The following is a 25,909-nucleotide window of genomic DNA, read 5'->3' as shown; positions in this document are numbered from 1 at the left end:
CGTCACACAGCAGGCCCCGACCGGGAAACCGGACGGGGCCTGTGGTGTTTAATGCCCGGTGCAGGCCGGGGCCGACATCCGGGCCTACACCGGGAAGATCGCCACCTCGGCGGCCTTGACCACCAGGAAGACCTCCACGCCGGGCGCCAGCGCAAGATCGGCAGCCGCGGCGGGCGTGATGAACGCGGAGAGGTCCCCGGCCCGGACCCGGATCTGGTCGCCGTGCGGCTCAAGCTCCGTCACCACGCCGGCAAAGGTGTTGCGGGGGCTGCCATGCGGAGCCGCCAGGAACACGGAAACGGACGACGGCGGGAACACGGCCGCGCCCGGACCCGCCGGAACGCCGTCGGCGCCTTCAAACCGACCCGCCACCAGCTGTCCGCCGGCGGTGGACAGGCCGTCCGGCCCCAGCGTCCCGTGCAGCAGGTTGAGCCCGGCAAGCCCCGCGGCGAAGCGGCTGCGCGGGCGGGCCAGGACCTCCCGGGTGGGGCCGGCCTCGGCCACCCTGCCGCCGTCGAGCACCACCACGGCGTCGGAGAGCATCAGCGCATCCAGCACGCTGTGGGTGACGATGATGGCGCGGCGTCCGGCAAGGACACGGGTCAGCAGCCGGCGCAGCAGGGCCGCGGCGTGGACGTCCAGGGCGGACAATGGCTCATCCAGCAGCAGCAGCTCCGGATTGGCCGCCAGGGCGCGGGCTATCGCCACGCGCTGGGCCTGGCCGCCGGAGAGCTCCCCGGGGCGCCGTCCGGCCAACGCCGAAGCCTCCACCTCGGCAAGCCAGTGTCTGGCGGTCTCCCGTGCATGCCGCCGCGATGCCCCCGCCGCCAGCGGGCCGAACGCCACATTGTCCAGCACACTCAGGTGGGGGAAGAGCCGGGGCTCCTGGGCGAGCAGCACCGTGCCGCGCAGATGCGGAGGCACCCAGGTGCCGGCCGCGGCGTCGAACAACACCGTGCCGCCCAGCTGCGAGCTGCCTGCCTCGGGGCGGAGCAGTCCGGCGATCGCCGCGAGCAGGGTGGACTTCCCGGCGCCGTTGGCACCCAGCACGGCCACGGTCTGGCCCGGTGCCAGGGCCAGGGATACGTCAAAACCGCGGGCTGCCACCGTGGCCTCGAAGGTGAAGGTCATGGCCGGGCGCCTTCCGGTGCGGGTTCCCTGGGCGCGGCCGTTTCGCCGGGCGGACGGCGGTAGGTGGACGCCACCACGATGACGGCCACGGCCACCAGCACCAGCGAGAGTGCGACGGCGGCATCGGGGTCGGTTTCCCGCTGCAGATAGATCTCCAACGGCAGGGTGCGGGTGGTGCCCTGCAGGCTGCCCGCGAAGGTCAGCGTGGCGCCGAATTCGCCCAGGCTGCGGGCGAAGGCCAGCACCGCCCCGGAGGCCAGCCCGGGCAGCACCAGGGGGATCGTCACCCGGCGCAGCACGGTGGAGGGGCGGGCGCCGAGCGTGGCCGCCACCGCCTCGTAGCTGGTTCCCGCGGTGCGCAGGGTCCCCTCCAGGCTGAGCACCAGGAAGGGGAGCGCCACAAAGGTCTGGGCCAGCACGACGGCGGTGGTGGAGAACGCGATCTGGATGCCGGCCACCGTGAGCACCTGGCCCAGCAGCCCTTGGCGGCCGAAGGTGTACAGCAGCGCGATGCCGCCCACCACCGGAGGGAGGACCAGGGGCAGCAGCACGAGGGCGCGCAGCAGCCGTTGGCCGGCAAAGCGCCCCCGCGCCAGCACCAGGGCCAGCGGAACACCCAGCAGGATGCACAGCACGGTGCTGGCCGCGGAGGTGCGCAGGCTCAGGCCCAGTGCGGCGAGCGAGGACTCCGAGGTGACCAGGGCGCCGAAGCGCGGCCAATCGACCCGCAGGGCCATGGCCAGCAGCGGCAGCAGGATGAACGCGGCACCGATCGCCGCGGGCACCACAATCCACGCCGGGACGGCGGTGTACGCGGCCGGACGGCTACGGTGCGCCAAAGCCCGCATCACTAAGGACCTTCCGGCCGGCGTCGCCGGACACCAGCGCTGTGAAGGCGGCGGCCAGTTCCTTGTTCTTGCTGGCGGCCACGGTGGCGATCGGGTAGGTGGTGACGGCCTTGTCGGCGGCATCGAAGGGGATGCCCGTGACCTTGCCCGCTGCACCCTTGACGTCCGTGACATAGACCAGGCCGGCGTCGGCCTCGCCGGAGACCACCTTGCCCAGCACATCCGTCACGGAGGATTCCTCGCTGACAGGGGTGATGGACACGCCGGCGGCCTTCTCCGCCGTCACTGCGGCGGCGCCGCAGGGCACCTGGGGTGCGCACACGACCACCTTCACGCCGTCGCGCGCCAGATCGGACAATCCGGCGATGTTCGCCGGGTTCGACGGCGGCACCGCGATGGTGAGCCGGTTGGACGCAAAGTTGACGGCCGCCCCGTCCAGCAGCGAGGCATCGGCCAGCTTGGCCATGTTCTTCGTATCCGCGGAGGCAAAGACATCCGCCGGAGCGCCGGCGGTGATCTGCGTGACCAGATCCGAGGAGCCCGCAAAACTCAGCTGGATCTTGGTGCCGGGGTGCTGCGCCTCGAATTCCTTGGCCAGCTCGGTGAACGTGGCCTTCAGCGAAGCGGCGGCGAACACCGTCAGGGTGCCGGACAGGGCGGGTGTCGAGGCGCTCGTGCTGGCCGCTGCCGTCGTCGTAGAGCCCGCCGACGGCGTGCCTGCGCCGCAGCCGGCCAGCGCGCCGGCCGCCAGTACAGCGGTTGCCAGAAGGGTGGTTGTCTTCGTGATCATGCTTGGCTCCCTGTGGGTCCGGTTTCAACAATGACTGTGGTGGCCTTGACCACGGCGGTGGCCACGGATCCGGGTTCCAGACCCAGCTCGCGGACGGCCTCGCTGCTCATCAGCGAGACCACGCGGAAGGGGCCGCACTGCATCTCGACCTGCGCCATCACGGTATCGGCCTTGATGGCAGTGACCAGTCCGGTGAACCTGTTGCGGGCCGAGCTGCGGCCGCCGGTCGGATCCTCCGGAGTGCTGGCGAGGCGCCTGGCCTGGGTGGCAAGGTCCAGCCCGTCCACCACCAGGCGGCCGGAGGAGTCCTTGGACCCGGCAAGGGTCCCGGCCTCGATCCAGCGGCGGATGGTGTCGTCGCTGACGCCCAGGAGATTGGCGGCTTCGGAAACGCGGATAAGTGGCATGAGGCACAATCTACCCGCATCTGCGGATTAAATGCGTAGATTACGCCGGACTCACGGCCCGCAGCCCGGCCCAACTAGGTGACAGTTATCGCACGTTCTCGGGCCTGGAACGTGACATAGCTGTCACCTAGTTGGGTCAGGGGAGGAGGGTGAAGGGGATGGAGACGATTCTGTCGTCGCCCGGGGTGGGGGTGCCGCGGCCGTCGGTGTTGTTGGTCAGCAGCCAGAGCGTCCCGTCCGGGGCCGCCCATGCATCGCGGAGCCGGCCGTACTGCCCGGCGAGCACGGCATGCGGATCCGAGGCGCCGCCGCCATCCAGCGGCACCACCCAGAGGCGCTCGCCGCGCAGGGCCGCCATGTACAGGGTGTTTCCGACGACGGCGATGCCGCTGGGGCTGGCATCGGCGGTGGGCCAGACGAGCACCGGGTCGGTGAACTCCGCACCGCCGCCCATGCCCTCCACTACCGGCCACCCGTAGTTGGCGCCGGGGGTGATGACGTTGAGTTCGTCCCAGGCGTTCTGCCCAAACTCCGCCGCCCAGAGCCGGCCCGCCCCATCCCAGGCAAGCCCCTGCGGGTTGCGGTGCCCGAGGGAGTAGACAGGGCTGCCGGGGAACGGGTTGTCCGCCGGGATGCGGCCTTCGGGGGTGAGCCGGAGGATCTTGCCGTTCAACGAGCCCCGGTCCTGCGCCGATGCACGGTTCCCGGCGTCGCCGCTGGTGGCGTAGAGGTTGCCGTCCGGGCCAAAGGCGATGCGTCCGCCATTGTGGTTGCCGGCCTTGGCGATGCCGGTCAAGATCTCCTCGGGCGTCCCGAGTGAATAGGAGCCGGGACCGCCGGCCACCGGCATCCGCACAATCCTGTTGTCAGCGGCGGAGGTGAAGTAGGCATAGAGGAACAGGCAGCCGTCGGTTCCTGATGTTCCACAGCCGTTGTTGACCGCCAGCCCCAGCAGCCCGCCCTCGCCGCCGGGGTCCACACCGGGAACGGTGGCCGCCACGCGCGTTCCGCCGGAGGGCAGCAGCTCCAGGATCCGGGCGCTGTCGCGCTCGCTGACGAGCACCGTCCCATCGGGCAGGGCGGCCATGGACCAGGGCGCGTCGAGGTCCGTGGTGATGTCGACGGCGGTGGTCCTCGTTGGGATTCCCGCCGGGGGCGTAGCCGTTGAGGCCGTTGACGGCGACGGCGGCGGCGGGGTGCTGGGCGCGGGCCCGGGGCCGGGCGTGCAGGCGGCCAGCAGCAGTGCGGCCCCTGCCGCAGCCAGCCACCTCCTCGGATCGCGGGTCCGTGCGGCCATCATGGTGCGAGCCTATGCCCGGCGGCCGGCGCCGTCCACGGCCCGGGAGAGTACGCGGGCGGGGCGGGGGCCGCCGGATCACTAAACTGGAGCCATGACTGCAACACTCGTGGCCAAGGACCTTGCGGGCGGCCACGCCCACCGCACCCTCTTTTCCAATCTGAGCTTCACCGTGGCCCCCGGCGACGTCGTTGGCGTCGTCGGCGCGAACGGCGCCGGCAAGTCCACGCTGCTGCGCCTGCTGGCCGGCGTCGACAAGCCGCAAGCCGGCACCGTCTCCACCGCCCCGCAGGATGCCTTCATCGGGTGGCTGCCGCAGGAGCACGAGCGCGTTGCGGGGGAAACGCTGGGCGGCTACATCGCCCGGCGCACCGGCTGCACCGCCGCGACGGAGGCAATGGAGGCTGCCGCCGAGGCGCTGGCGGACGGCACCACCGAGTCCGCCGACATCTACGGCACGGCGCTGGACCACTGGCTGGCCTGCGGTGCCGCGGATCTGGAGGAGCGCATCCCCGCCACCCTGGCCGAACTGGGCCTGGAGCTGGACGCCGACGCCGAGATGACGGGCCTCTCCGGCGGCCAGGTGGCGCGCGCGGCATTGGCGGCGCTGTTGCTGAGCCGCTTCGACATCGTCCTGCTGGATGAGCCCACCAATGATCTGGATCTGGCCGGACTGGACCGGTTGGAGCAGTTTGTCCAGGGCCTGCGCGGCGGCGTCGTGCTGGTCTCCCACGACCGCGAGTTCCTGGCGCGCTGCGTGACCACCATCGTGGAGCTGGATCTGGCCCAGAACCAGGTGGCCGTGTACGACGGCGGCTATGACGCCTTCCTGGCCGAGCGCGCCGTCGCCCGCCGGCATGCCCGCGAGGCCTACGACGAGTTCGCCGACAAGAAGGCGGATCTGGTGTCCCGGGCCCGGACGCAGCGCGAGTGGAGCTCCCAGGGCGTGCGCAATGCGATGAAGAAGAACCCGGACAACGACAAGATCCGGCGCCGGGCCAGCAGCGAGTCCTCCGAGAAGCAGGCCCAGAAGGTGCGCCAGATGGAATCGCGGATTGCCCGGCTGGATGAGGTGGTGGAGCCGCGCAAGGAGTGGGCGCTGCAGTTCAGCATTGGCGCCGCCCCGCGCTCCAGCTCCGTGGTGGCCACCCTGAATGCGGCCACGGCCCGGCGCGGGGAGTTCACCCTCGGCCCGGTGTCCCTGCAGGTCAATGCCGGTGAGCGGATCGGCATCACCGGCCCCAACGGCGCCGGCAAGACCACGCTGCTGCGCCTGCTGCTGGGCCGGGACCTGCCCGACGACGGCGGCTGCGCCCTTGGTGCCAACGTTGCGGTGGGGGAGATCGACCAGGCCCGCGGCCAGCTGGCACCGGACAAGCCGCTGGGCGATGCCTTTGAGGACTGTGTTCCGGAAATGGCCAGCGCCGAGGTGCGCACCCTGCTGGCCAAGTTTGGGCTGAAGGCGGACCAGGTCAACAGCACCGTTGCCGCCCTGTCGCCGGGGGAGCGGACCCGTGCGGGGCTGGCCCTGCTGCAGGCCCGCGGGGTGAACCTGCTGGTGCTCGATGAGCCCACCAACCACCTGGACCTGCCGGCCATCGAGCAGCTTGAGGAGGCGCTGGAAAGCTACGACGGCGCGCTGCTGCTGGTCACGCACGACCGCCGCCTGCTGGAGAACGTCCGCCTGGACGCCCGCTGGCGCGTGGAGGACGGCACCGTCTCGGTCCTTTAACGCAGGTTGAGGTGTGAGGTGATGCCCTTTAGAGCGTCTCTAAAGGGCATCACCTCACACCTCAACGAGGTTTAAAGGCTAGAGGATGTCGAAGTCCGCCTCGTTGACCTTGGGGGTGCCGGCACCGGCCGAGGGTCCCGTCGAGATCGCGGCCGGGGCCGGAGTGCTGCCGGCCTTCAGTGCAGCCAGCCGGGCCTCCACCTCGGTCTGCTCGCCCAGATCCTCCAGGCTGTTGAACTGGGCGTCGAGGCTGGAGGCTGCCAGCTCGTTCTGGCCGCGGACCTTGGCCTCTTCGCGGCGGATCTTCTCCTCGAAACGGCTGACCTCGCTGGTGGGGTCCAGGATGTCGATGCTCTTGATGGCGTCGTGGACCTGGGACTGGGCCTCGGCCGTCTTGGAGCGGGCAATGAGTTCATTGCGCTTGGCGGAAAGCTCGCCCAGCTTGCCCTTCATCTGGTTCAGACCCTGCTTGAGCTTCTCCACCACATCGGTCTGGGCGGCAATGTTCGGCTCGGCGGTCTTGGCCTCGTTCTCCGAGGTGATCTGGCGCTGCAGGGCCACCTTGGCCAGGTTGTCGAACTTGGTGGCGTCGGCGGCATTGCCCGCGGCACGGAATTCATCGGCCTTGCGGCTGGCTGCCAGGGCCTTGTTGCCCCAGTCGGAAGCAGTCTTGACGTCCTGGTTGTAGTCGTCCTCGAGCATCCGCAGATTGCCGATGGTCTGGGCCACGGCCGACTCAGCCTCGGCAATGTTGTTGGTGTAGTCCCGGACCATCTGGTCAAGCATCTTCTGCGGGTCCTCGGCCTGATCCAGCAGCGCATTGATGTTGGCCTTGGCCAACTGTGCAATACGGCCGAAGATGGACTGCTTTGCCATGGTTCTACCTTTCGTTCAACTGCATGATGGGTACCGCCCAACCTGTCCCGCCCCAAGCTGGGAGCGCCGGCTGGTACTTCTGTGGGTAGCTTGCCAAACATCGCCTGACTTGGCTAGCAATGGGCCTCGTGTCGGACCGGTGCTGCGGGGCTAGAAGTTGCCGCCGTCGCCGCCGAATCCGCCGCCTCCTCCGCCGCCGCCAAAGCCGCCGCCGCCGTCGCTCCAGCCGCCGAAGCCGCCACCGCCCCAGCTGCTGTTGTGGCCACCGCCGCCGGAGAGCATGCCGCCGAGGATGCCGCCCAGTACGGCGCCGCCGAAGCCGCCGCCCAGACCGCCGCCGCCACCGCCGCGGCCGCCGAAGCCGCCGCTTCCACCGCCGAAACCGGAGACATCATTTTGTGCGTACTGGGCCGCCTGCTGGGCCAGGGCGTTGGCCTGCTGCGCGTAGGCCAGCGCCGAGACCGGGTCCGAGGAGGCGATGGAGAGGGCATAGTCCAGATTGCGCTGGGCCTCGGCGATGCGGGTGCGCGCCTCGGAGCCGACGCCGCCGCGGCGGGCCGCGATGAAATCTGAGGTGGCCGAAATCTGCGCCTGGGCCGTCGACAGCGCCTGGGAGAGGGCGGCCTGCGCCCGGGCCGCCTGCTGCTGCTGGTCGCGGATGCCGCTGAGCATCTCATCCAGCGCACCGTGGGCGCGCTCCACCTGGTCCAGCGTGGCAATGGGATCCAGCTTGCCGCCGGCGATGGCCGCGTTGGCCTGGTCCAGGATGGCCTGGGCGGAGGCGACGGTCGGGGCGAACTTCTCGTAGCCTGCCGTGGCGGCGAGGGACTTGGCCTGGGCCAGATCGCCCGTCGTATCGGCGACGGCGGCCCGCAGGTTTCCGTTGGCCTCGTCCAGATCGTGGGCCACCTTGGCGATGGCGTCCAGCAGCAGGTTGGCCTGGTACAGGCTTTCCTCGGCGGCGCGCACCGCGACGGCGGCCTGGGGTGTGTCCTGGGCTCCGATCCGGTCCTGGGCCTGGGCCGAGGCGGTGCGGACAAACTCCAGCCGCTCCGTGGCCTGGGTGATGTTGTCCGAGATGGGGGCCAGTGCGCTGTCGGCATAGCGGCCCGAGAGCGTGGTCAGAGTGGTCTGGGCGTCCGCCACGCGGGTGGCTGCCGCGGCGGCACCGTCGGCGACGGCGGCCAGGGCCTGCGGAGCATTCTTCTCCAACTCCCGCAGGGAATCGAAGTTGCTCTTCTCATGCGCCAGCGCTTCGTTGGCCGCCTCGGAGCGCCTGATGATTTCGCCGTACCAGGCCCGCTGCTCTTCGATGGTGTCGGGGATGGCGTCGTCGAGCTGCTGCTGGAGCTTGAAGGATTCGTTCAGATGCCCCTTGGCCTCTTCCAGCGCCTTTTGGAACGGCTTCACGGCCTCGTCACCGTAGGAGGCCTGGGCAAAGCCGATCTCCTGTTCGGAGGACTTGATGGCGTCGTCGGCGGCAATCAACAGGGATCCCGCGCGGGTGCGCAGCTCCGGGATGCTGACGCCGGCCAGCGGATCCAGCTTCTCCCCGCCGGGGCCGAAGCCGGCCTCGGTGTCGGCCTGCGCCTTCCTCCGGCGCCGGCTGCGCATCACCAGCACGGTGCCGACGCCTCCAGCGACGACGGCGCCGCCGATGCCCAGGGCCACCAGTCCGCCGGTGGCGTCGGGAACCGTTCCGGTGCCGCCTCCTGCGGCATCGCCGATGGCCGCGGCGCCGTCAATGGCAGCCTGGGCCCAGTTGCTCTGCGCAAGCTGGGGCTTGATCGCGTTCTGGGAGATGTTGTTGCCTTGCGCAGCGGTCAGGGCGCTCCCACCCTGGAAGCTGTACTGGCGGTCCTTGGTGGCCACGGCCAGCAGGGCCTCGGTCCGGCCCATGTTCTTGGACGCCACCACTGCCTTGGCCCAGACATCGCGGTCCATGCCGTCGAAGGAGTCCACGTAGACCACAAACAGGGTGAACCCATGGTCCTTGCTGAGCTTGGCAATGGCGTCCTTCACGTCCTGGGTTTTGGAGCCCAGCGCGTTGGCTTTGTCCACCACGTAGGTTCCTGCGGGGATGGTCACCGGAGGCTCCGCATTCGCTGCGGCAGCGGGCAGCAGGGCCAGCAGGGCGATTCCCGCCACCGCCAGCAGACGGGGGAACAGTGAGAACTTGGACCGCATGGAGTACCCTTCATTGGTCGATTCGCGTGCTCTGATTCTAGGGTTGTGCACCACAAGCGTCCATGAGCAACACTCTGCCGCCAGCGAAAGGTTGGTGGCGGAGGGGCGTTCACAGCAACCTTCCAGTGAACGTTCGTAAATGTCCCAGTGACAGCCCCCATCATGGATGTAAGAGCAAGAGCGATGACAAGGCACAGAGGAAGGAAGACCAATGACGGCGAACAACCACCCCGGCGCTGGCGACTACGAGCAGGAACCCCGTGAGAACGACACTGCCCGGCTGAACCAGAGCGACGCCGCAGGGTATGCAGCGCCCGAGGCTTCCGGGCAGGCCGCCGCGGCTACGGCCGAGGCCGGCGGGATGGTCTCCAACGAGACCGTCGCCAACCCCACCGTCGCCAACCCCACGGTCTCCAACGAAACGGTGTCCAACCCGACCGAGCCGATCGCAGCGCCCACCAACTCGACGCTGCCGCTGCACGAGTGGTGGAACCAGCGCCACGAGGCCGCTGCTGCCGGCACCACGCCCGAGGTTCCCACCCCGCCGTCGTACGTCCCCACCACTGCCCAGCCGCAGGTCGACACCACTGCCGCCGCACAGCAGCCGGTGGAGGAGTCCATCAGCGCCTCCGCGCCGTTCGCCGCACCGGTGACGACGCCGGTGGCCCAGCAGGAGCCGGCCGCGCCCCGGCCGCAGTACGGCCAGTACGCGCCGCAGCAGCCGGGGCACCCCTATCAGGGACAAGACGCCCAGTACGCCCAGTCCGGGCACGGCGCCCACGCCGCCCCGGCGCAGGAGCAGCAGCACACGGCCGCCTACCCCTACCAGGGCGCCCTGCCGGCGGCCGTGAACGCACCCAGCAAGAAGCGGATCGGCACTGGAGCACTCATTGCCACAGTGCTCGCCGCGGCCCTGGTGGGCGGTGGCGTGGGCGGTGGAGCCATGTACCTGCTCGATGGCCAGCGCACCTCCGCATCCTCAGCCCAGCAGCCCCTGAGCTCCCCAGTGATCGTGAACAACAAGGACTCCGTCAACGCCGTGACGGCGGCGGCCGCCAAGGCCTCGCCCAGCGTCGTGACCATCTCCGCCTCCTCCGGCAACTCCGGCGGCACGGGATCGGGCATCATCCTGGACACGGACGGCCACATCCTCACCAACACCCACGTGGTGACGCTCGACGGCGCCGCCGCCAATGCGGCCATCGAGGTCCAGTTGGCCAATGGCAAGGTCTACAAGGGAACCATCGTGGGCACCGACCCGCTCTCGGACCTGGCCGTCGTGAAGATCGATGCGCCTGACCTGGTCCCCGCCACCCTGGGGGACTCCTCCAAGACCAACGTCGGTGACACTGTGCTGGCCATCGGCGCCCCGCTGGGTCTGAGCGGGACCGTCACAGATGGCATTGTCTCGACTGCGAACCGCACCATCCAGGTGGCCTCCTCGGCCGTGCCGGACTCCGGCACCGACTCCGGCAGCAACGGCGACCAGGGCGGCAATGGCTTCAACTTTGCCCCGCCGAACGGCTCCAACGGCTCCTCGAACGCCGCCAAGGGCACCGTCAACCTGAATGTGATCCAGACCGATGCCGCGATCAACCCTGGCAACTCCGGCGGTGCACTGGTGAACCTGAATGGTGAAGTCATCGGCGTCAACGTGGCGATCGCCTCCGCCGGGTCCTCGTCCTCCACGGACCAGTCGGGCAACATCGGCGTCGGCTTCTCCATTCCGATCGACACCGCCAAGCGGATTGCCCAGGAAGTGATCGCCAACGGCAAGGCCACCCACGGCCAGCTGGGCGTCAGCGTCCAGGCCGCCGCGGCCAACGGCAATTCCAACGCCTTCTCCAACGGCGCCGTGCTGGCCACCGTTGACTCCGGCACCCCGGCTGCAGCCGCGGGGCTGAAGAAGGGCGACATCATCACCGGTCTCGCGAACCGCACCATCGCCGACGCCTCCGAGCTCACGGCGGCCGTCCGCGAGCAGGCCGGCGGCGCCACGGTGAAGGTGACGTTCATCCGCGACGGCAAGACCCAGACCGTCGACGTCACGCTGGGCTCGGCCACGAGCTGATCAAACATCCCGGGCATGGGCGCCCAGCATGAGATGCCGCAGGGGCGGCCCCGGAAATGGGGCCGCCCCTGCGGCATTGGTGGGCGTCGGCGGGACGCCGTTCAGCTCCGGTGCCCGGCGGCGAGCACCCGGACCAGCACCGGCGTCGTCGCCCTCAGCCCGGTCCACACCAGCCCGATGCCGCCGGCCAGCACCGCGGCAATCGTGGCCAGGGACAGCGGCGAGACGACCAGGGCGATGCCCGTCAGCGGGAAGACGACGACGGCGCCCACCACGGCCGAGCCGATGGACACCGTCCGCACGGGGGACATCACCGCCCGGCGGCGGGCGGCGTCCATGGCGGCCACGGGCATGCCGAGGCGGTCCAGGCTGGTGTAGAGGCCAGCCCGGTCCAGCACGGCCGCGGCCTGGTTGACCCCGGCCGAGCACGCGACCATCAGGAAGGACGCCACCACCGTGATGACGACGCCGGTGCGGATGTCGGCCACCAGCACGTCATCTGTGCCGGAGGACGCGGCACTGTCCATCAGGGCCAGCCCGGTGCCGGCCACCACCGCGACAAAGCTGGCCATGGCGAGTCCGCTGACCTGCCGCCAGGCCTCCTTGGGGGATTCCAGCACCGTGCGGGCCGCCAACAGGCGCTCCGGCGTGGCGGCACGGCGCAGATTTCGGCCGGCCACGGCCTTGAGGGCGAACGGCCCCAGCAGGTTGAGCACCGCGAGTCCGGCGGCAAAGGCCCCGGCGGCGACGGCGGCAATGGCCAGGAAGGAGCCGAGGGAGCCGAGCAGGCTCAGTGCCAGGACGATGCCCAGCACTGCGGCAGTGCCGAGGGCCAGCCGGAGCCAATGGGCGCCGGCCGGCTGCTGCCGGGTCCGCACGCCCAGTGGGGTCAGCACCACCCGCCGCAATCCGGCGGCGGCGCTGGCCGCGGCCAACAGGGCGACGCCGGCCACCGTGGCGAACACGGCAAGGGGGCTGAGCCAGAGGGCATCCAGTCCCAGCACAGCACCGCGGAAATGCAGCAGCGCCACGGCGGGGACGGCAGCGGCGTAGAGCACCACTCCGGCGACGGCGCCGGCCGCGGCCAGCAGCGTGGATTCAAGCACGGCCAGTGCGCCCACCTGGCCGGGCGTTGCCCCGAGCAGGCGCAGTGTGGAGAGCCGTTCGTCGCGGCGGCGGGCCGACAGCCGGGCCGCGGAACTTCCCAGGGTGGCCAGCGGGACAAGCATCAGCGCCAGCGCCAGGGAGGCAAGAACCTGGTAGAGGCCGGTGGATCCGTCCTCGGCCGGGGGAGCGGTGTAGAAGGTCATGGCGCCGGCCAGGACCACAAGCACCAGCGCCGTGACCAGGGCAAAGGCGGCCACCGGCAGAGCCACCAGGGCGGTGCTGCCGGCTCCCGGGCGCCACAGCAGGCGCAGGAGCCGCAGCGGGACGGGAATACGGGTCATCGCGCGCCGCCCATCGGATCCCACGCCGGCTGCAGCACTGCCCGCTGGACAAAACGCTGCTCCGGCTGCTGTGCCGCCGCCGGAGGAGGGGCGGCCGGCACGGCCGGAACCGACGTGGTCAGGGTGCGGGGCTCCCACGAGCCCGCGTTCAGCAGGGCGCCGTCGTGCAGGTGGATGGTGCGCCCGCAGCGGGCTGCCACACTCTCATCGTGGGTGACCAGCACCAGGGTGCGGCCCCGGCCACTGGTTGCGCCCAGCAATGCCGTCATGACCTCGGCGGATGTCTGCGAATCCAGGGCTCCGGTGGGCTCATCGGCAAACACCACGCTGGCCCCGCCCACCTGTGCCCGGGCGATCGCCACCCGCTGGGCCTGCCCGCCGGAGAGCTCGCCAATGCGGCGGTGCTCCATCCCCGCCAGCCCCAGAGCGGCCAGCCACTGGGCCGCCACCGGCTCCGCCGCCTTGCGCGGGGTGCCTTTGATCATCAGCGCCAGCGCCACATTCTCCACGGCGGTGAGCTCGGGAACCAGCAGTCCGGCCTGGAAGACAAAGCCAAATTCCCCGCGCCGCAGCCGGGACCGCGCACCCTCGCCCAGCGAGCCCACCTCCACCGGACCCGAGGGCCCCGCATAGGTGACGGTGCCGGCGTCGGGCCGGATGATCCCGGCCAGAATGTGCAGCAGGGTGGTCTTGCCCGAACCCGAGGCCCCCATGATGGCCACCGAGTCGCCGGGGGCAATGTCCAGGTCCACCCCGGCCAGGGCGGTGCTGGGGCCGTAGCTCTTGGACAGGTTGCGGGCGCGCAGAATCGGGATTGTCATGGTTCCAGCCTGCCCGGCGGCCCGGCACCCAGGCATCGGGCCGGGGCAGGAGATTGCCCGGGTCGGCTCATCCCGCAGGTGGAGATCCAGCCAGGGCCTGTAACGCGGCGACAAACGGGCTGGGTGCCCACGGCCCCAAGCTACTAAGCTCGAGGGGTATGCGCTCAAGAACCACGCAGGACGAAGGGCAACAGTGGAAAACACGGCACTGAACATCGCGGTACTGGTCAAATATGTACCGGACGCGCAGTTCGACCGGCACCTCACGGGAGCCGGCAATACCTTGGAGCGGGCGGAATCCATCCTCTCCGAACTGGATGAGTACGCCATCGAGGCTGCCCTGGCACTGTCCGAGGCCCGCGGCGGGGAAGCGGCCGGCAACAAGGTCACGGCCATCACCATGGGACCGGCCTCCGCCGTCGCCGCCGTGAAGAAGGCTCTGCAGATCGGCGCCACCGAGGGCGTGCACCTCAGCGATGAGGCGCTCGCCGGCTCCGACGCCGCCGCCACCTCCCTGGCCCTCGCCGCCGTCGTCCGCCACCTGGGTGGCGTCGATCTGGTGCTGACAGGCATGGCCTCCACCGACGGCGAAACCTCCCTGGTGCCCGCCCAGCTGGCCGCCCGCCTGGGCCTGCCGCAGATCACCTTCGCCTCCTCGCTGGAGGTGGATTCCAGCGGCGAGGCACATGTGGCCACCGCCCGGCGCGACGGCGACATCTACGCCGAGACCATCCAGGCCACGCTGCCGGCCGTCGTCTCCGTGACGGACCAGGCCAACTCGCCGCGCTACCCCAATTTCAAGGGCATCATGGCCGCGAAGAAGAAGACAGTCACGGCGCTGACCCTGGCCGAGATCGGCGTCGAGCCCGCCAGTGTGGGCCACGAGGGCTCGCTGACGGTGGTCAAGGCCGCCGAGGCCCGTGAACACCGCCCGGCCGGAACCATCATCACGGACAGCGGCGACGCCGGAATCCAGCTGGTGGATTTCCTCGCCGCCCAGAAGCTCCTCTAAGCGAAGAAGGCCTGAGTATGAGTGCAGTAGTAGTTTTCATCGACCAGACCGAGGTCTCCACCAGCCCCGGCCATCCGGTGCTGTCCAAGAGCAGCCAGGAGCTGTTGACCCTGGCCCGGCTTGCAGGCGAGCCCGTGGCAGCCGTTGCCGGCGAGGCCAGCGATGAGCTGGCAGCCGCCCTGGGCGGGGCCGGCGTGTCCCGCGTCTTCGCCTCCAGCCAGGACGAGCTGACCGGGTACCTCGTGGCCCCCAAGGCGGATTTCGTGGCGCAGGTTGCCACCGCCGCAGGCGCCGCGGCCGTGCTGGTGGGCAACAACTTTGAGGGCAAGGAAATCGCCGCCCGCGTGGGGATTGCCCTGAATGCCGGTGTCATCTCCGACGCCGTTGGCCTCACCGTGGCCGATGGGGCGATCACCGTGCAGAAGTCCGTGCTGGCCGGCTCCTACACCGTGGAGGCCTCCGCCACCTCGGCCGTGTCCGTCATTTCGGTGAAGTCCAACAGCGTGGACGCCGAGCCTGCCGCCGTTCCGGCCACAGCCGCCGTCGAGCAGTTCACCGCCGAGTTCGCCCCGGCGAGCCTGGGGGCCAAGATCATCGAGCGCACGCCCAAGCCCGCCAGCGGACGCCCGGACCTCTCCGACGCCCGCATCGTGGTGGCCGGCGGCCGCGGCGTTGACGGCAACTTCGGCCCTGTGGAGGAGCTGGCGGACGTGCTGGGGGCCGCCATCGGCGCCTCCCGCGCCGCCACGGATGCCGGCTGGATCGAGCATTCGGCGCAGGTGGGGCAGACCGGCAAGACTGTCGCCCCGCAGCTGTACATCTCCGTCGGCATCTCGGGAGCCATCCAGCAGAAGGCCGGCATGCAGACGTCCAAGGTGATTGTCGCCGTGAACAAGGATGCCGAGTCCCCGGTGTTCGAGATCGCCGACTTCGGCATCGTGGGCGACCTCTTCGACGTGCTGCCCCAGGCCACGGCCGAGATCAAGCGCCGCCGCGGCTAGCCGCACCGTCCGGGGACACGGTTCCCCGTTCATGACGCAATCGTGGACGCGTCCTGGGCGGGAAACCGTGTCCCCGTTGGAGTTGTGGCTCTGAGGGCCTGCCAGCCAGTGTCCGCCTACGTGAGGTTTTCCGCGGCGTAGACCTTCATCGCGTCGAGCATGTAGCCCACCGGCACCCCGGCGTCCTCATAGTTGGCCGCGAAGCGGGGATCATCGCGGTACATCTCGCCCAAGCCCACATAGGCCGCGGCCGTTGGCGTCCAGTGGAAGCAGATCCACCGGTAGTGGCGCCCGACGGCGGCCTGGACGGCGCCGTCGCCGGCTGGCAGCCCCGCTTGGTGGCACCGGGCCAGCTCGGCATTGACCGCCGCCGATTCATCCTTCATGGCCTGCTTCTGCCCGGGAGTGAGGGCGTTGTACTTGGCATTGCTGCGCGACACCGCCTCCTTGCCCCAGCGCGAGATGGCCTCTTCCTCGTACGGGTTCTCGTCGAAGCCCGTGAACAGCTCGTTGGCACTCATCGTTTCTCCTTGGATCAGGGCGTTGATGGTTGCTTCCACCGTCGCGGCCATGGCGGACATGCGCCCGCTCTCGGCCAGCAGCCACTCGCGGTGGACGGCCAGAGCGGCCACGGCATCGCGCTGGCCGGCCAGGACCTCGCCGATCCGTCCCAGCGGCAGGCCCAGTTCGCGCAGCAGCAGGATCCGCTGCAGCCGTTCCAGCTCGGCGCGCCCGTAGAAGCGGTAGCCATTGGCCGCCGTCCCGGCCGGGGGCAGCAGGCCGATCTGGTCATAGTGGCGCAGCGTCCGCGAGGTCACCTTGGCCATGTGGGCGACGTCGGCAATGCTCCACCGCTCCGCCGTCCCGGCCATGGGAAGCCCCTTCCATCAACTGTGTCAGGTCCGGTGTTCCGGACCTGTTTCCCACCGTAGAAGTTGACGCTGCGTCAAGGTCAAGTGCTGCCGCTGAAAAGATTCCTAGGGGCGGCGGCCGGTGCCGATCAGGGCGTCCGAGTTCATCTGGACCTGCGGGCCCACGGAGCGGACAAAATGCTTCCGCACCCGGGCGATGGCCTCCGGGTCGCGCGGCAGCAGGGTGCGCCAGCCGCTGCCCATCACCAGCGACCAGGCCATCTCATCATCCACCGTGAGCGTCTGCGGGCGCGGGGCCACCTCGACGTCGACGAGCCCGCGGGCTTCCAGCCACTCCTTCATTGCCGTGGCGGAGGAGATCTTGTCCATATTCTGGTTGGGCTCCGGGACGACGCCGGCCAGCCGGGGGCGCTCGGTGATGGCGGCCTCCAGGATGCGCCCGGCGAAGGGTTCCAGTGCGCCCTGGACCCAGGTGCTGGCGACCAGCCGGCCGCCGGGGCGCAGCATGCTCACCAGATGCTCCACGCCGGCCTCCATGGGGGAGAGGAAGAACATCGAGTAGGAGCACAGCACCGCGTCAAAGGTGCGGTGGCCGCGCCAGCGGGTCACATCCGCCTCTGTGAGGGTGGTGTTCAGGATTCCGTGCTCGGCCAGTTTGGCCGCGGCAAGCCGCAGCAGGCCGGTGGAGAGGTCCACCCCGTCCACGGTGCCGGTGGGGCCGACGGCGGTGGCGGCCGGGAGTGTGGCAGCTCCCGTGCCGCAGCAGGCGTCGAGCACCTTCTCGCCGGGCTGCAGGGCTGCGGCCTCGACGACGGCGGCGCCCATGGGGTCCCAGAGCGCCTCGGACCACGTTTCAAACTGCAGAGCACCGTCGGTGAAGGCCAGGCCGGGATCGCGTGCGGACATTGAGTTGCCTCCAGGGGTGGTGCGGACGGTGGAACGAGCGGTGGGCTAGAGCTGGGCGCCGGCGAAGCCGTGCTGGCGCCAGGCCTCGTAGACGGCGATCGACGCCGCGTTGGCCAGGTTGAGCGAGCGCAGCGAGGGCAGCATCGGCAGCCGGACGCGGGAGCTCACATGGGGATCGTTCTTGACGGACTCCGGGAGCCCCACGGATTCGGGGCCGAACAGCAGGACATCCCCGGGCTGGTAGGCGATGTCCGTGTAGGAGGCCTCGCCGTCGGAGGTGAAGGCGTAGACATTCTCCGGGGCCAGCGCCTCCCAGGCCGCCTCGAGCGTCGGGTGCACATGCAGCACGGCGAGGTCGTGGTAGTCCAGACCGGCGCGGCGCAGCTTGGAATCCTCCAGCTGGAAGCCCAGCGGCTCCACCAGGTGCAGCTCGGCACCGGTGATCGCCGCCAGGCGGATGGCGTTGCCGGTATTGCCGGGGATCTCGGGGGTGTAGAAAAGTATGCGGAACACCTGACCATCTTAGGCACGCGCCGCCGCAGGCAGCGGACCGGTCCGAACGGTGGGCACCCTCAGGCGCACGGCCGCAGGGCTAGTGCATGCCGCCCAGCAGCCTGGAGAGCACTTCGAGGTCCACCACATTGGGCGCCGGCCCGGCGGCCAGGAAGTGCCGCACCTCCCGCACCAGCCGGGCTCCGTTGGCCACATGGACCAGATCGGAGCCATCGGGCTCGCTGCCCCGGGCGTAGTCGATGACGGGCTGGTACAGGTTGGCGTCCGGGCTGTGGACGGCGATCCAGCCCGTCACATTGCATTCGGGGAAGAGCTCCTGCATCTTCCGCACGGCCGGCAGCATCCGCGGCGGCTCAATCACCTTGCTGCCGTGGACCAGTGTGCTGCCATTCCAGCGGTAGGCGCCCTCGGGCAGCATCATGGAACCCACCAGCACCAGCCGGTAGCCCACCAGCAGCGCGTGGTCGATGTAGCCGTTGTCCGCGGGGGAGACCAGCCCGTTCACCAGCCGGGCGGAGGGGATCTGGGCCAGCACCTGCTGCATCAGCAGCTGGATGGTCCTCGCCTCGCGGGCCAGCCGCGCCTGGGCGCCGAAGAGCCCGCGCTTGCGCGGCGCACCGTGCACGGGCTGGGCCGCACGCGCCGGGGCGATCAGCGGCACCGCGCCGTCGGGCAGGCTCTCATAGGCGGGGACGTAGACGGCAGGGTCCGACGCCGAGACCTTGGCCTCGCGCGGCCGGGCGTCGGTGCGGAAGGTGGCCGAGGGGCCCGGCGTTGCGGACCCGGGCCGGCTCCAGCCACCCTGGCGGGCCGACGCGCCGGCGGAGCCACGCCGGTTGGTGCCGTAGGACCTGTCGTAGGCGGCCCGGCGGAGGGGATCGATAAGGGTCTCGTAGGCCTCGTTGACCTGGCGGAAGTGGGCGGGATCGCCGCCGTGGTCCGGGTGGGATTTGCGCGCGGCCTTGCGGTAGGCCGCCTTGATTTCCTGCGCCGTGGCACCGGCCTCGATGCCCAGCACCTGGTAGTGCGTCGGCAGGGAACCGTTCACGGACGCACCTTCCATTGTCTTCTGCGGGGCATGGTCCATCCTAACGGCGCAGCCCCTGACATAATTGCGTACCGATGACTACACCCACGGCGACCGGGCCTTCCGGAGCAGGGCTGCGCATTGCCGTGGCCATCAACCCCCGCGCGGCCTTTGGCGCCTCCACCCACGCCGGTGAGACGGTGGTGGCGCGGCTGCGCGCCGCCGGGCACCAGGTGGCGGTGCTGCGGCGCGGCAGCTACGCCAAGCTGGCCGCCGCCGTGGAGACTGAGCTGGCGGCGGGCGCCCAGGCGGTGGTGGTGGTGGGCGGCGACGGCATGGTCCACCTCGGGGTAAATGCCGTGGCCGGGTCGGATGTCCCGCTGGGCATCATCCCGGCGGGCACAGGCAATGACACGGCCCGCGGACTGGGCATCTCCCTGAAGGGCATCGACGCGGCGGTGGACCAGTTCCTCGCCGCCACGGCCGCCGGGCCGCGCACCATCGACCTCGGCCTGCTGGAACGTGCCGGCGCGGAAACCGCCGGACCCGGCGGCGCCGGGGGATCGGCGCTGCCGTCCAGGATCTGGTTTGCCGGTGCGCTCTCCGCCGGCTTCGATGCGCTGGTGAACGAGCGCGCCAACCGCTGGCGCTTCCCGCGGGGCAAGGCCCGCTACAACCTGGCCATCCTGCGGGAGTTGGCCACGCTCAAACCCCTCCACTACCGCCTGGTGGTGGACGGCGTGCCGGAGGAACTGGACGCCGTGCTGATCTCCATTTCCAACGGCATCTCCATCGGCGGCGGCATGAAGATCACTCCCGACGCCCGCTACGATGACGGCATGCTTGACCTCTTCATCGTCTCGCCGCTGTCCAGGCTGACGTTCCTGGCGATCTTCCCGCGCGTCTTTGCCGGGCGCCACACCACGCATCCGGCGGTGCAGATCCGCCGGGTGCGTTCGGTGTCCATCGACGCCGACGCCGTGGTGGGCTACGCCGACGGTGAGCGGGTGGGGCCGCTGCCGGCCACGGTCACGGCGGCGCCCGGCGCGCTGAAGGTCTGGTGCTAGGCGTGCGCCGGCGCCTGGCCGCGGGCGGCGTGGTTGCGGTGGCTGCCCTGGCGTTGGCGGGGTGCACCATTTCGCTGCCCGCCCAGCAGGAGGTTCCGCCCACTGCCGCGGCACCCACCAGCTTCGCCGCTCCGGCCACCACGGCGGGACACGATGCCGCCGCCGTGGCCGCTGCTGACATGACCTTTGCCGCCGGGGCAACGTTGTCGCCCGGCGAGCCCCTCGCCTTTGCCGACTCCCTGGCCACGGCATCCTACGGCTCCGATGCCGCGGCACCCGAGTGGACGGCCGCGCCCAGTCCGGCCGCCGGATCGCAGAAGTACACCAATGCCGCCGGCTGCACGCTGGTGCATTGGACCACCGTCAACCAGGGGCCGCTGGCCACGTCCGGGGACGACCGCGCGGCCACGACGGAGCTGTTCCGGTACCTGATGCCGTCGGTGGTGGAATCCTCGCTCAAGCCCGCCGCCTGGTCGTGGAACAAGGAACCCGGCAAGGGCGGGCCGTCGATCGATTTCCTGTCCTACCGCAGCCGGGACGCCGCCTCCGGCTCGGCGGTGGCGGCCTGGGGCCGGATGGTGTCCGCCGCGGACATGGGTCTGTTCATTTCCCTGGCCTGCCCCACGGAGGCCGCGCTGGATCTGGCCACGGCCTCCGCGTCGGCCCGGCTGTCGGTGGTTCCGCCCAGCCGCTGACGGCTCCACGCGCAACACAACGAACAACTCCTCCAAGGTCGTAGACATCGGATGTTACGCATGCCAAACTGGCAGGGCGCCGCGCCGCTGATTGATATTTCCAGGCGCCTTGCGTTGCAAACAACCGACCAATGTTGCTCAGGAGTTGTTCATGACCGTCGCCCACCCCAACCGCCGCCAGATCCTCAAGCTTGGCGGTGCACTGGCCCTCACGCCTCTCGCCACCCAATTCCTCGCCTCCGCGGCCTCCGCGGCACCTGGACTCCGCCCCGCCGTCGGACTGGCTCCGCATCCGGCCCTGTCCGCCGACGCCCTCTGGTACCAGCTGCCCGCCACCGATTGGCAGTCCGGCGCCCTTCCCGTCGGCAATGGCAGGCTCGGGGCCATGTTCTTTGGCGATCCCTCCCGGGACAGGATCCAGTTCAATGAGCAGAGCCTGTGGGGCGGCGTCAACAACTACGACAACGCTCTGGCCGGCCAGCCGGACGGTGCCTACGACACATCCGTGACGGGCTTCGGCTCCTACCGGAACTTTGGCGACGTGGTGGTCACCTTTGCCGAGCAGCCCGCCGTCACCTCCCCGGGTGGTCCGTACAAGATCTGGGGTGCGGAGGGTGTGGACGCCTCCGTCGACAACAACTCCGCCACCAAGTGGTGCATCGACGGACCGCCGTCGACGGTCACGTGGCAGGTGAAGCTGCCAGCCGCCGTCGCGGTGTCCAAGTACACGCTGACCAGCGCCAACGATGTACCGGCCCGCGACCCCCAGCAGTGGACGCTGTCGGGATCCCAGAACGGGGAAAGCTGGACGGCGATCGACAGCCGCACGCTGCCGGCGCCCTTCGAGGCCCGGCGCCAGGCCAAGGACTTCACCGCCGCCAACCAGACCGCCTACCTGTTCTACAAGTTTGATTTCACGCCCAAGGCCGGTGTCAGCCACTTCCAGGTCTCCGAGATCGCCCTGGACGGGGTCCGGATGGGCGGCCAGTCCGCGCTGTACCTTTCCTCCCCGTCCGGCCAGGCCGACGGCGAGGGTGCGGGTGCGGACATCACGCGCACCGTGGACGGTTCCGCGGCGACGGCGTGGGTCGCACCCAATCTGGGATCCGGAGTTCTCTGGCAGGCGGATCTGGGCAAGGCCGTGGCCCTGACCTCCTACGCGCTGACCTCCGCCGCGGACAACGCCGGCGAGGATCCGACGTCGTGGGTGCTGGAAGGCTCCAGCGACCGGCGCACCTGGACCACCCTGGACACCAAGTCCCCGGGGGCGCCCTTCGCCACCCGCGGCCAGACCGTCACGACCACCCTGGCCGGTGCGGCCGCCTACAGCTCCTACCGGCTCACACTGCGCGGCGCTGCCAATGCCGCCCGCCTGCGCATCGCCGAGGTGGCGCTGCTGGGTTCCGGCTTCGATTCCCGCACGGCCAACGCCGTCGCCGAATACCGGCGGGCCCTTGACCCGACGGTGGGCATCCACGTCACCCAATTCGGCACCGCCGGCAACCGCGTCCTGCGCGAGGCGTTCGCCAGCCGGACCGCCGACGTTGTTGTGCTGCGCTACGAGACGGACCGCCCCGGCGGACTCACCGGTTCCATTGCCCTGGCATCCGGCCAGGACGGCGCCACCACGAGCGCCGATGCCTCGGCCAAGTCCCTGGGCTTCTCGAGCATGATGGCCAACCAGCTCAAGCACGCGGCCACCCTGCGCATCGTCGACACGGACGGAACGGTGTCCGCCGAGGGGGCGGGCCTGCGCATTGCCGGGGCCTCGGCCATGACGCTCATCCTCGACGCCCGCACCAACTACAAGCTCGACGCCGCGGCCGGCTGGCGCGGGGCGGACCCGGAGCCGGGCATCGCCGCAGCCATCGCCGCGGCAGCCAAACTGCCCTACGCCAAGCTGCGCGCCGACCACCAGGCGGAGCTGTCCCCGCTCATGTCCCGCGTGTCGGTCGATTGGGGCACGACGCCGGACGCCGTTGCCAAGGTGCCCACCGACGTCCGCCTGGCCGCCTACGGCGCCGGGCAGGACGATCCCAGCCTGGAACAGACCATGTTCACCTATGGGCGCTACCTGCTGCTGGGTTCCTCGCGCCCCGGCGGCCTGCCGGCCAATCTGCAGGGCCTGTGGAACGACAGCAACTCACCGGCATGGGCCTCTGACTACCACACCAACATCAACATCCAGATGAACTACTGGGGCGCCGAAACCACCAACCTCGCCGAAAGCCACGAGCCCCTGGTCGAGTTCATCAAGCAGGTGGCGATCCCCAGCCGGGTGGCCACCCGCAACGCCTTCGGCCAGAACACCCGCGGCTGGACGGCGCGGACCAGCCAGAGCATCTTCGGCGGCAACTCCTGGGAGTGGAACACCGTGGCCAGCGCCTGGTATGGGCAGCATGTCTACGAGCACTGGGCCTTCAGCCAAGACGGGAAATTCCTGCGGGAGACGGCGCTGCCGCTGCTGAAGGAGATCTGCCAGTTCTGGGAGGACCGCCTCATTGAGGACGCCGACGGCCGTCTGGTGGCCCCGGACGGCTGGTCGCCGGAACACGGCCCCCGCGAGAACGGCGTCATGTACGACCAGCAGATCATCTGGGACCTGTTCCAGAACTACATTGACTGCGAGGAGGCGGCCAAGGCCGACGCCGGCTACCAGGCGCGGGTGAAGGAGCTGCAGTCCAAGCTGGCGCCGAACAAGATCGGCAGCTGGGGCCAGCTGCAGGAATGGCAGACCGACCGGGACAGCCCCACGGACATCCACCGGCACACCTCGCACCTGTTTGCCGTCTACCCCGGACGCCAGATCAATGCTGCCGAGTCCCCGGAGCTGGCAGCGGCGGCCCTGGTCTCGCTGAAGGCCCGCTGCGGCGAGCGGGAGGGCGTGCCGTTCTCCGAAGGGACAGTGTCCGGTGACAGCCGGCGTTCCTGGACGTGGCCGTGGCGCGCGGCCCTGTTCGCGCGTCTGGGCGATGCGGAGCGTGCACGGTTCATGGTGCGTGGGCTGCTGCGCTTCAACACGCTGCCGAACCTGTTCTGCAACCATCCGCCGTTCCAGATGGACGGCAACTTCGGCATCACCGGCGCCGTGGCGGAAATGCTGATCCAGAGCCACACTGGCACGATCGTGCTGCTGCCCGCCCTGCCGGCGGGCTGGAAGGACGGCTCCTTCACCGGGCTGCGCGCCCGCGGCGGCTACCAGCTCGACTGCACCTGGAAGGACGGCAAGGTGACGGAAGTGACTGTCATCGGCGACAAGTCGCCCAACCAGGGCAACATCACCGTCCGGATGAACGGCAAGGACTACAAGGTCAAGCCCACCAAGCCCGGGCACAAGGAAAAGCCCTTCTCCCCGAGCTAGGGTTTCGGCCCGCAGGGCCCAGACGCAGAACGGCCGGTTCCGCCACATTGTGTGGCGGAACCGGCCGTTGTGCTTTTCGGTGCTGCCGTTTCAGTGCTCCGTTCAGCGTTTCGAGCGCAGGTAGCGCAGGAACAGCATGGAACCGCTGCGCAGCACATGTGCCAGCTCCATGGAGGCCAGGTCCGCCGCCGCCGGGCCGGCCGTGATCCGACCCGCCCCGGCCCCGGCCAGTGCCGGGGAGAGCGTCAGGCAGAGCTCGTCCACGCGCCCGGCGGCGGTGAAGCTGCCCAGTACATGCGGTCCGCCCTCGGAATGGATGCGCAGCAGGCCGCGCTCCGCCAGAACGGCGACGACGGCGTTGATGTCCAGGTCTGCATCCCCGGCGTCGACGACGTCGGCCACGGCGGACAGCGCCGCACGACGTGCGGCAGGAGCCGACGCCGTCGTGATGATGATCGGGCGCACGGGAGCCAGCGTGAAGAATTCGCCGGCCGGATCGAGGTCAAGGCTGCCGGAGACGACGGCGACGGCCGGGTGCGCGCTTTTGCCATTCTCCCGGCGCCACTGCTGGCCCGCGGCATTCAGCAGTTCGCCAGCGTAGCCCTCGGCGCGGATGGTCTGCGCACCCACCAGCACCACGTCGGCATGGCGGCGCAGCAGGGAGAAGATGCGCTGGTCCGCGGCATTGCCCAGCCCGCCCGAGCGCCCGTCCACCGTGGCGGCGCCGTCGAGGCTGGCGACGAAGTTGAAGCTGACCCAGGGCGTGCCGGGATCAACGCCGGCCGGCGCGGAATACCACTCCAGCAGCTGCGCATCGCCGGCTGCGGACGGATCAAGCACCGGGCCGGGGGCGGGGAACAGCCGCTCGATGGGGGCGCCCGTCACCGCTTGACCGGCTCGTTCACATCGCCCATATTGTGCTTCAGGTACGCCGGCGCCCGCCAGCCCAGGGTGGCCTCGGTGAAGCGGACGGCCGAGTGCGAGGCCGCCACATTGTGCATCCGCACGATCCGGGCTCCGCCGAGGATGCAGATCACCGCAGCCGCCAGCGATCCCTCCAGCCTGTCCACCTTGTCCTGGTTCAGCGTCTCGCCGATGAAGTCCTTGTTCGACACCGCCGCGAGGGCCGGGAAGCCCAGGGCAGCAATCTCATTGAAACGGCGCGTAATCTCCAGCGTGTGCAGTGTGTTCTTGTTCAGGTCGTGCCCTGGGTCGATGATGATCTTCTCGCCCGGAACGCCCAGCGAAAGTGCCAGCTCCGTCTTGCGGCGCAGGAAGTCCGCCACCTCCGCCACGACGTCGCCGTACTGCGGCCGGGGGTAGATGGTGCGCGGCTTGGCGAGCGAGTGGGTGATCACCAGGTGGGCCCCGCTGGAGGCCACCACCTCGGCCAGCTCGGGGTTGGCCAGGCCGGTGGTGTCGTTGATGACATGGGCGCCGGCGGCGATGCTGCGCGCGGCCACCTCGGGCAGAAAGGTGTCCACGGAGATGATGACGTCGCTGGCGGCCGCCACGGCCGCGATCACGGGGACCACGCGGTCCGCCTCCTCCTCGGCACTCAGCGCCGGACCCGGCGAAAACGGTACACCGCCGATGTCGATCCAGTCGGCGCCGTCGTCCACGGCCTTCAGCGACGCCGCCACGGCGGCATCCAGGGCAAAGGTGGCCCCGCCGTCGTAGAAGGAATCCGGAGTGCGGTTGATGATCGCCATCAGGGCCACCTGGCGGCTGAAATCCAGGGTCCGGGCGCCGAAATGGTGCACCGGATGCGCCAGCGGCGGTTCGTAGAAGGGGGAGGCCGTGCCGGGGCGGAAGGAGCTGGGGTCCTGGAGAATAGTCATCCCCTC

22 protein-coding genes are annotated in these 25,909 nt (G+C 70.1%); 7 read left to right on the top strand and 15 right to left on the bottom strand.

What is annotated here, in order from left to right; all coding sequences use genetic code 11:
• Window positions 1-84 precede the first annotated feature (84 nt).
• The 5 genes from K254_RS0111845 to K254_RS0111825 all read right to left on the bottom strand — a co-directional run bounded on the left by K254_RS0111845 (window position 85) and on the right by K254_RS0111825 (window position 4,476).
• Window positions 85-1,131, bottom strand: coding sequence for a sulfate/molybdate ABC transporter ATP-binding protein (locus K254_RS0111845; RefSeq protein ID WP_026555543.1), 1,047 nt, complete (start codon window positions 1,129-1,131; stop codon window positions 85-87).
• Window positions 1,128-1,979, bottom strand: a complete 852-nt coding sequence (locus K254_RS23025; RefSeq protein WP_035749260.1) for an ABC transporter permease — start codon at window positions 1,977-1,979, stop codon at window positions 1,128-1,130. The genes K254_RS0111845 and K254_RS23025 overlap by 4 nt, the downstream gene beginning before the upstream one ends.
• Window positions 1,957-2,769 (bottom strand): molybdate ABC transporter substrate-binding protein, encoded by an 813-nt coding sequence (gene modA / locus K254_RS0111835; RefSeq protein ID WP_035749258.1) that lies wholly within the window; start codon window positions 2,767-2,769, stop codon window positions 1,957-1,959. The genes K254_RS23025 and modA overlap by 23 nt, the downstream gene beginning before the upstream one ends.
• Window positions 2,766-3,176, bottom strand: coding sequence for a TOBE domain-containing protein (locus tag K254_RS0111830; protein WP_026555541.1), 411 nt, complete (start codon window positions 3,174-3,176; stop codon window positions 2,766-2,768). Before K254_RS0111830 ends, modA begins: the two co-directional genes overlap by 4 nt.
• A 136-nt stretch (window positions 3,177-3,312) precedes the next feature.
• Entirely contained in the window at window positions 3,313-4,476 is a 1,164-nt protein-coding gene (locus K254_RS0111825) for a PQQ-dependent sugar dehydrogenase (RefSeq protein WP_196810912.1), read from the bottom strand.
• A gap of 91 nt (window positions 4,477-4,567) precedes the next feature.
• Here K254_RS0111825 and abc-f point away from each other — a divergent pair, with 91 nt between their 5' ends.
• Window positions 4,568-6,205 (top strand): ribosomal protection-like ABC-F family protein, encoded by a 1,638-nt coding sequence (abc-f, locus tag K254_RS0111820; protein ID WP_026555539.1) that lies wholly within the window; start codon window positions 4,568-4,570, stop codon window positions 6,203-6,205.
• 78 nt (window positions 6,206-6,283) lie between these two features.
• Here the strand turns inward: abc-f and K254_RS0111815 are convergent, their stop codons facing one another.
• Together K254_RS0111815 and K254_RS0111810 are read right to left on the bottom strand one after the other, a co-directional pair.
• Window positions 6,284-7,081, bottom strand: coding sequence for a PspA/IM30 family protein (locus K254_RS0111815; protein ID WP_026555538.1), 798 nt, complete (start codon window positions 7,079-7,081; stop codon window positions 6,284-6,286).
• 150 nt (window positions 7,082-7,231) lie between these two features.
• Entirely contained in the window at window positions 7,232-9,268 is a 2,037-nt protein-coding gene (locus tag K254_RS0111810; RefSeq protein WP_026555537.1) for a TPM domain-containing protein, read from the bottom strand.
• 211 nt (window positions 9,269-9,479) lie between these two features.
• On the opposite strand from K254_RS0111810, the gene K254_RS23020 reads away from it, so the two are divergent.
• Window positions 9,480-11,339: a S1C family serine protease gene (locus tag K254_RS23020; protein ID WP_231391823.1), complete on the top strand. Its 1,860-nt coding sequence runs from the start codon at window positions 9,480-9,482 to the stop codon at window positions 11,337-11,339.
• A 101-nt stretch (window positions 11,340-11,440) separates the two neighbouring features.
• On the opposite strand, the gene K254_RS0111800 is transcribed toward K254_RS23020, so the two are convergent.
• Window positions 11,441-12,787, bottom strand: coding sequence for an FtsX-like permease family protein (locus K254_RS0111800; RefSeq protein WP_051389092.1), 1,347 nt, complete (start codon window positions 12,785-12,787; stop codon window positions 11,441-11,443).
• Window positions 12,784-13,608, bottom strand: coding sequence for an ABC transporter ATP-binding protein (locus K254_RS23015; protein ID WP_081710030.1), 825 nt, complete (start codon window positions 13,606-13,608; stop codon window positions 12,784-12,786). Before K254_RS23015 ends, K254_RS0111800 begins: the two co-directional genes overlap by 4 nt.
• A 193-nt stretch (window positions 13,609-13,801) precedes the next feature.
• On the opposite strand from K254_RS23015, the gene K254_RS0111790 reads away from it, so the two are divergent.
• Window positions 13,802-14,620: an electron transfer flavoprotein subunit beta/FixA family protein gene (locus tag K254_RS0111790; RefSeq protein WP_026555535.1), complete on the top strand. Its 819-nt coding sequence runs from the start codon at window positions 13,802-13,804 to the stop codon at window positions 14,618-14,620.
• Window positions 14,621-14,637: 17 nt separating this feature from the next.
• Complete coding sequence (locus tag K254_RS0111785; protein ID WP_026555534.1) at window positions 14,638-15,621, top strand: electron transfer flavoprotein subunit alpha/FixB family protein; 984 nt, start codon at window positions 14,638-14,640, stop codon at window positions 15,619-15,621.
• Between the two features lie 116 nt (window positions 15,622-15,737).
• Here the strand turns inward: K254_RS0111785 and K254_RS0111780 are convergent, their stop codons facing one another.
• The 4 genes from K254_RS0111780 to K254_RS0111765 form a co-directional block, all read right to left on the bottom strand.
• The gene (locus K254_RS0111780; protein WP_026555533.1) at window positions 15,738-16,493 is read right to left on the bottom strand and encodes a MerR family transcriptional regulator; all 756 of its coding nucleotides are present in this window, start codon (window positions 16,491-16,493) and stop codon (window positions 15,738-15,740) included.
• Between the two features lie 105 nt (window positions 16,494-16,598).
• Window positions 16,599-17,399 carry a class I SAM-dependent methyltransferase gene (locus K254_RS23010; protein WP_035749254.1) on the bottom strand — a complete coding sequence of 267 codons (801 nt, stop codon included), beginning with the start codon at window positions 17,397-17,399 and terminating at the stop codon, window positions 16,599-16,601.
• A 45-nt stretch (window positions 17,400-17,444) separates the two neighbouring features.
• A complete protein-coding gene (locus K254_RS0111770) occupies window positions 17,445-17,912 on the bottom strand; it encodes a tRNA (cytidine(34)-2'-O)-methyltransferase (RefSeq protein WP_026555532.1) in 468 nt (155 codons plus the stop codon).
• Between the two features lie 79 nt (window positions 17,913-17,991).
• Window positions 17,992-18,960 (bottom strand): J domain-containing protein, encoded by a 969-nt coding sequence (locus K254_RS0111765; RefSeq protein ID WP_231391822.1) that lies wholly within the window; start codon window positions 18,958-18,960, stop codon window positions 17,992-17,994.
• Window positions 18,961-19,034: 74 nt separating this feature from the next.
• On the opposite strand from K254_RS0111765, the gene K254_RS0111760 reads away from it, so the two are divergent.
• From K254_RS0111760 to K254_RS0111750, 3 genes are all read left to right on the top strand, one after another.
• Window positions 19,035-20,006: a diacylglycerol kinase family protein gene (locus K254_RS0111760; RefSeq protein WP_051389091.1), complete on the top strand. Its 972-nt coding sequence runs from the start codon at window positions 19,035-19,037 to the stop codon at window positions 20,004-20,006.
• 2 nt (window positions 20,007-20,008) lie between these two features.
• Complete coding sequence (locus K254_RS0111755; protein ID WP_051389090.1) at window positions 20,009-20,701, top strand: hypothetical protein; 693 nt, start codon at window positions 20,009-20,011, stop codon at window positions 20,699-20,701.
• 151 nt (window positions 20,702-20,852) lie between these two features.
• Window positions 20,853-24,062, top strand: a complete 3,210-nt coding sequence (locus tag K254_RS0111750; protein WP_026555528.1) for a glycosyl hydrolase family 95 catalytic domain-containing protein — start codon at window positions 20,853-20,855, stop codon at window positions 24,060-24,062.
• A 102-nt stretch (window positions 24,063-24,164) separates the two neighbouring features.
• On the opposite strand, the gene K254_RS0111745 is transcribed toward K254_RS0111750, so the two are convergent.
• Window positions 24,165-24,947, bottom strand: coding sequence for a pyrimidine reductase family protein (locus tag K254_RS0111745; protein WP_155848520.1), 783 nt, complete (start codon window positions 24,945-24,947; stop codon window positions 24,165-24,167).
• Window positions 24,944-25,903: a dihydropteroate synthase gene (gene folP / locus K254_RS0111740; protein WP_035750077.1), complete on the bottom strand. Its 960-nt coding sequence runs from the start codon at window positions 25,901-25,903 to the stop codon at window positions 24,944-24,946. The genes K254_RS0111745 and folP overlap by 4 nt, the downstream gene beginning before the upstream one ends.
• Window positions 25,904-25,909: the final 6 nt, after the last annotated feature.

The sequence above is a fragment of the Arthrobacter sp. 35W genome, assembly GCF_000482545.1.
Classification (GTDB): Bacteria; Actinomycetota; Actinomycetes; order Actinomycetales; family Micrococcaceae; genus Specibacter.
This window is presented reverse-complemented; position numbering and strand designations above follow the sequence as displayed.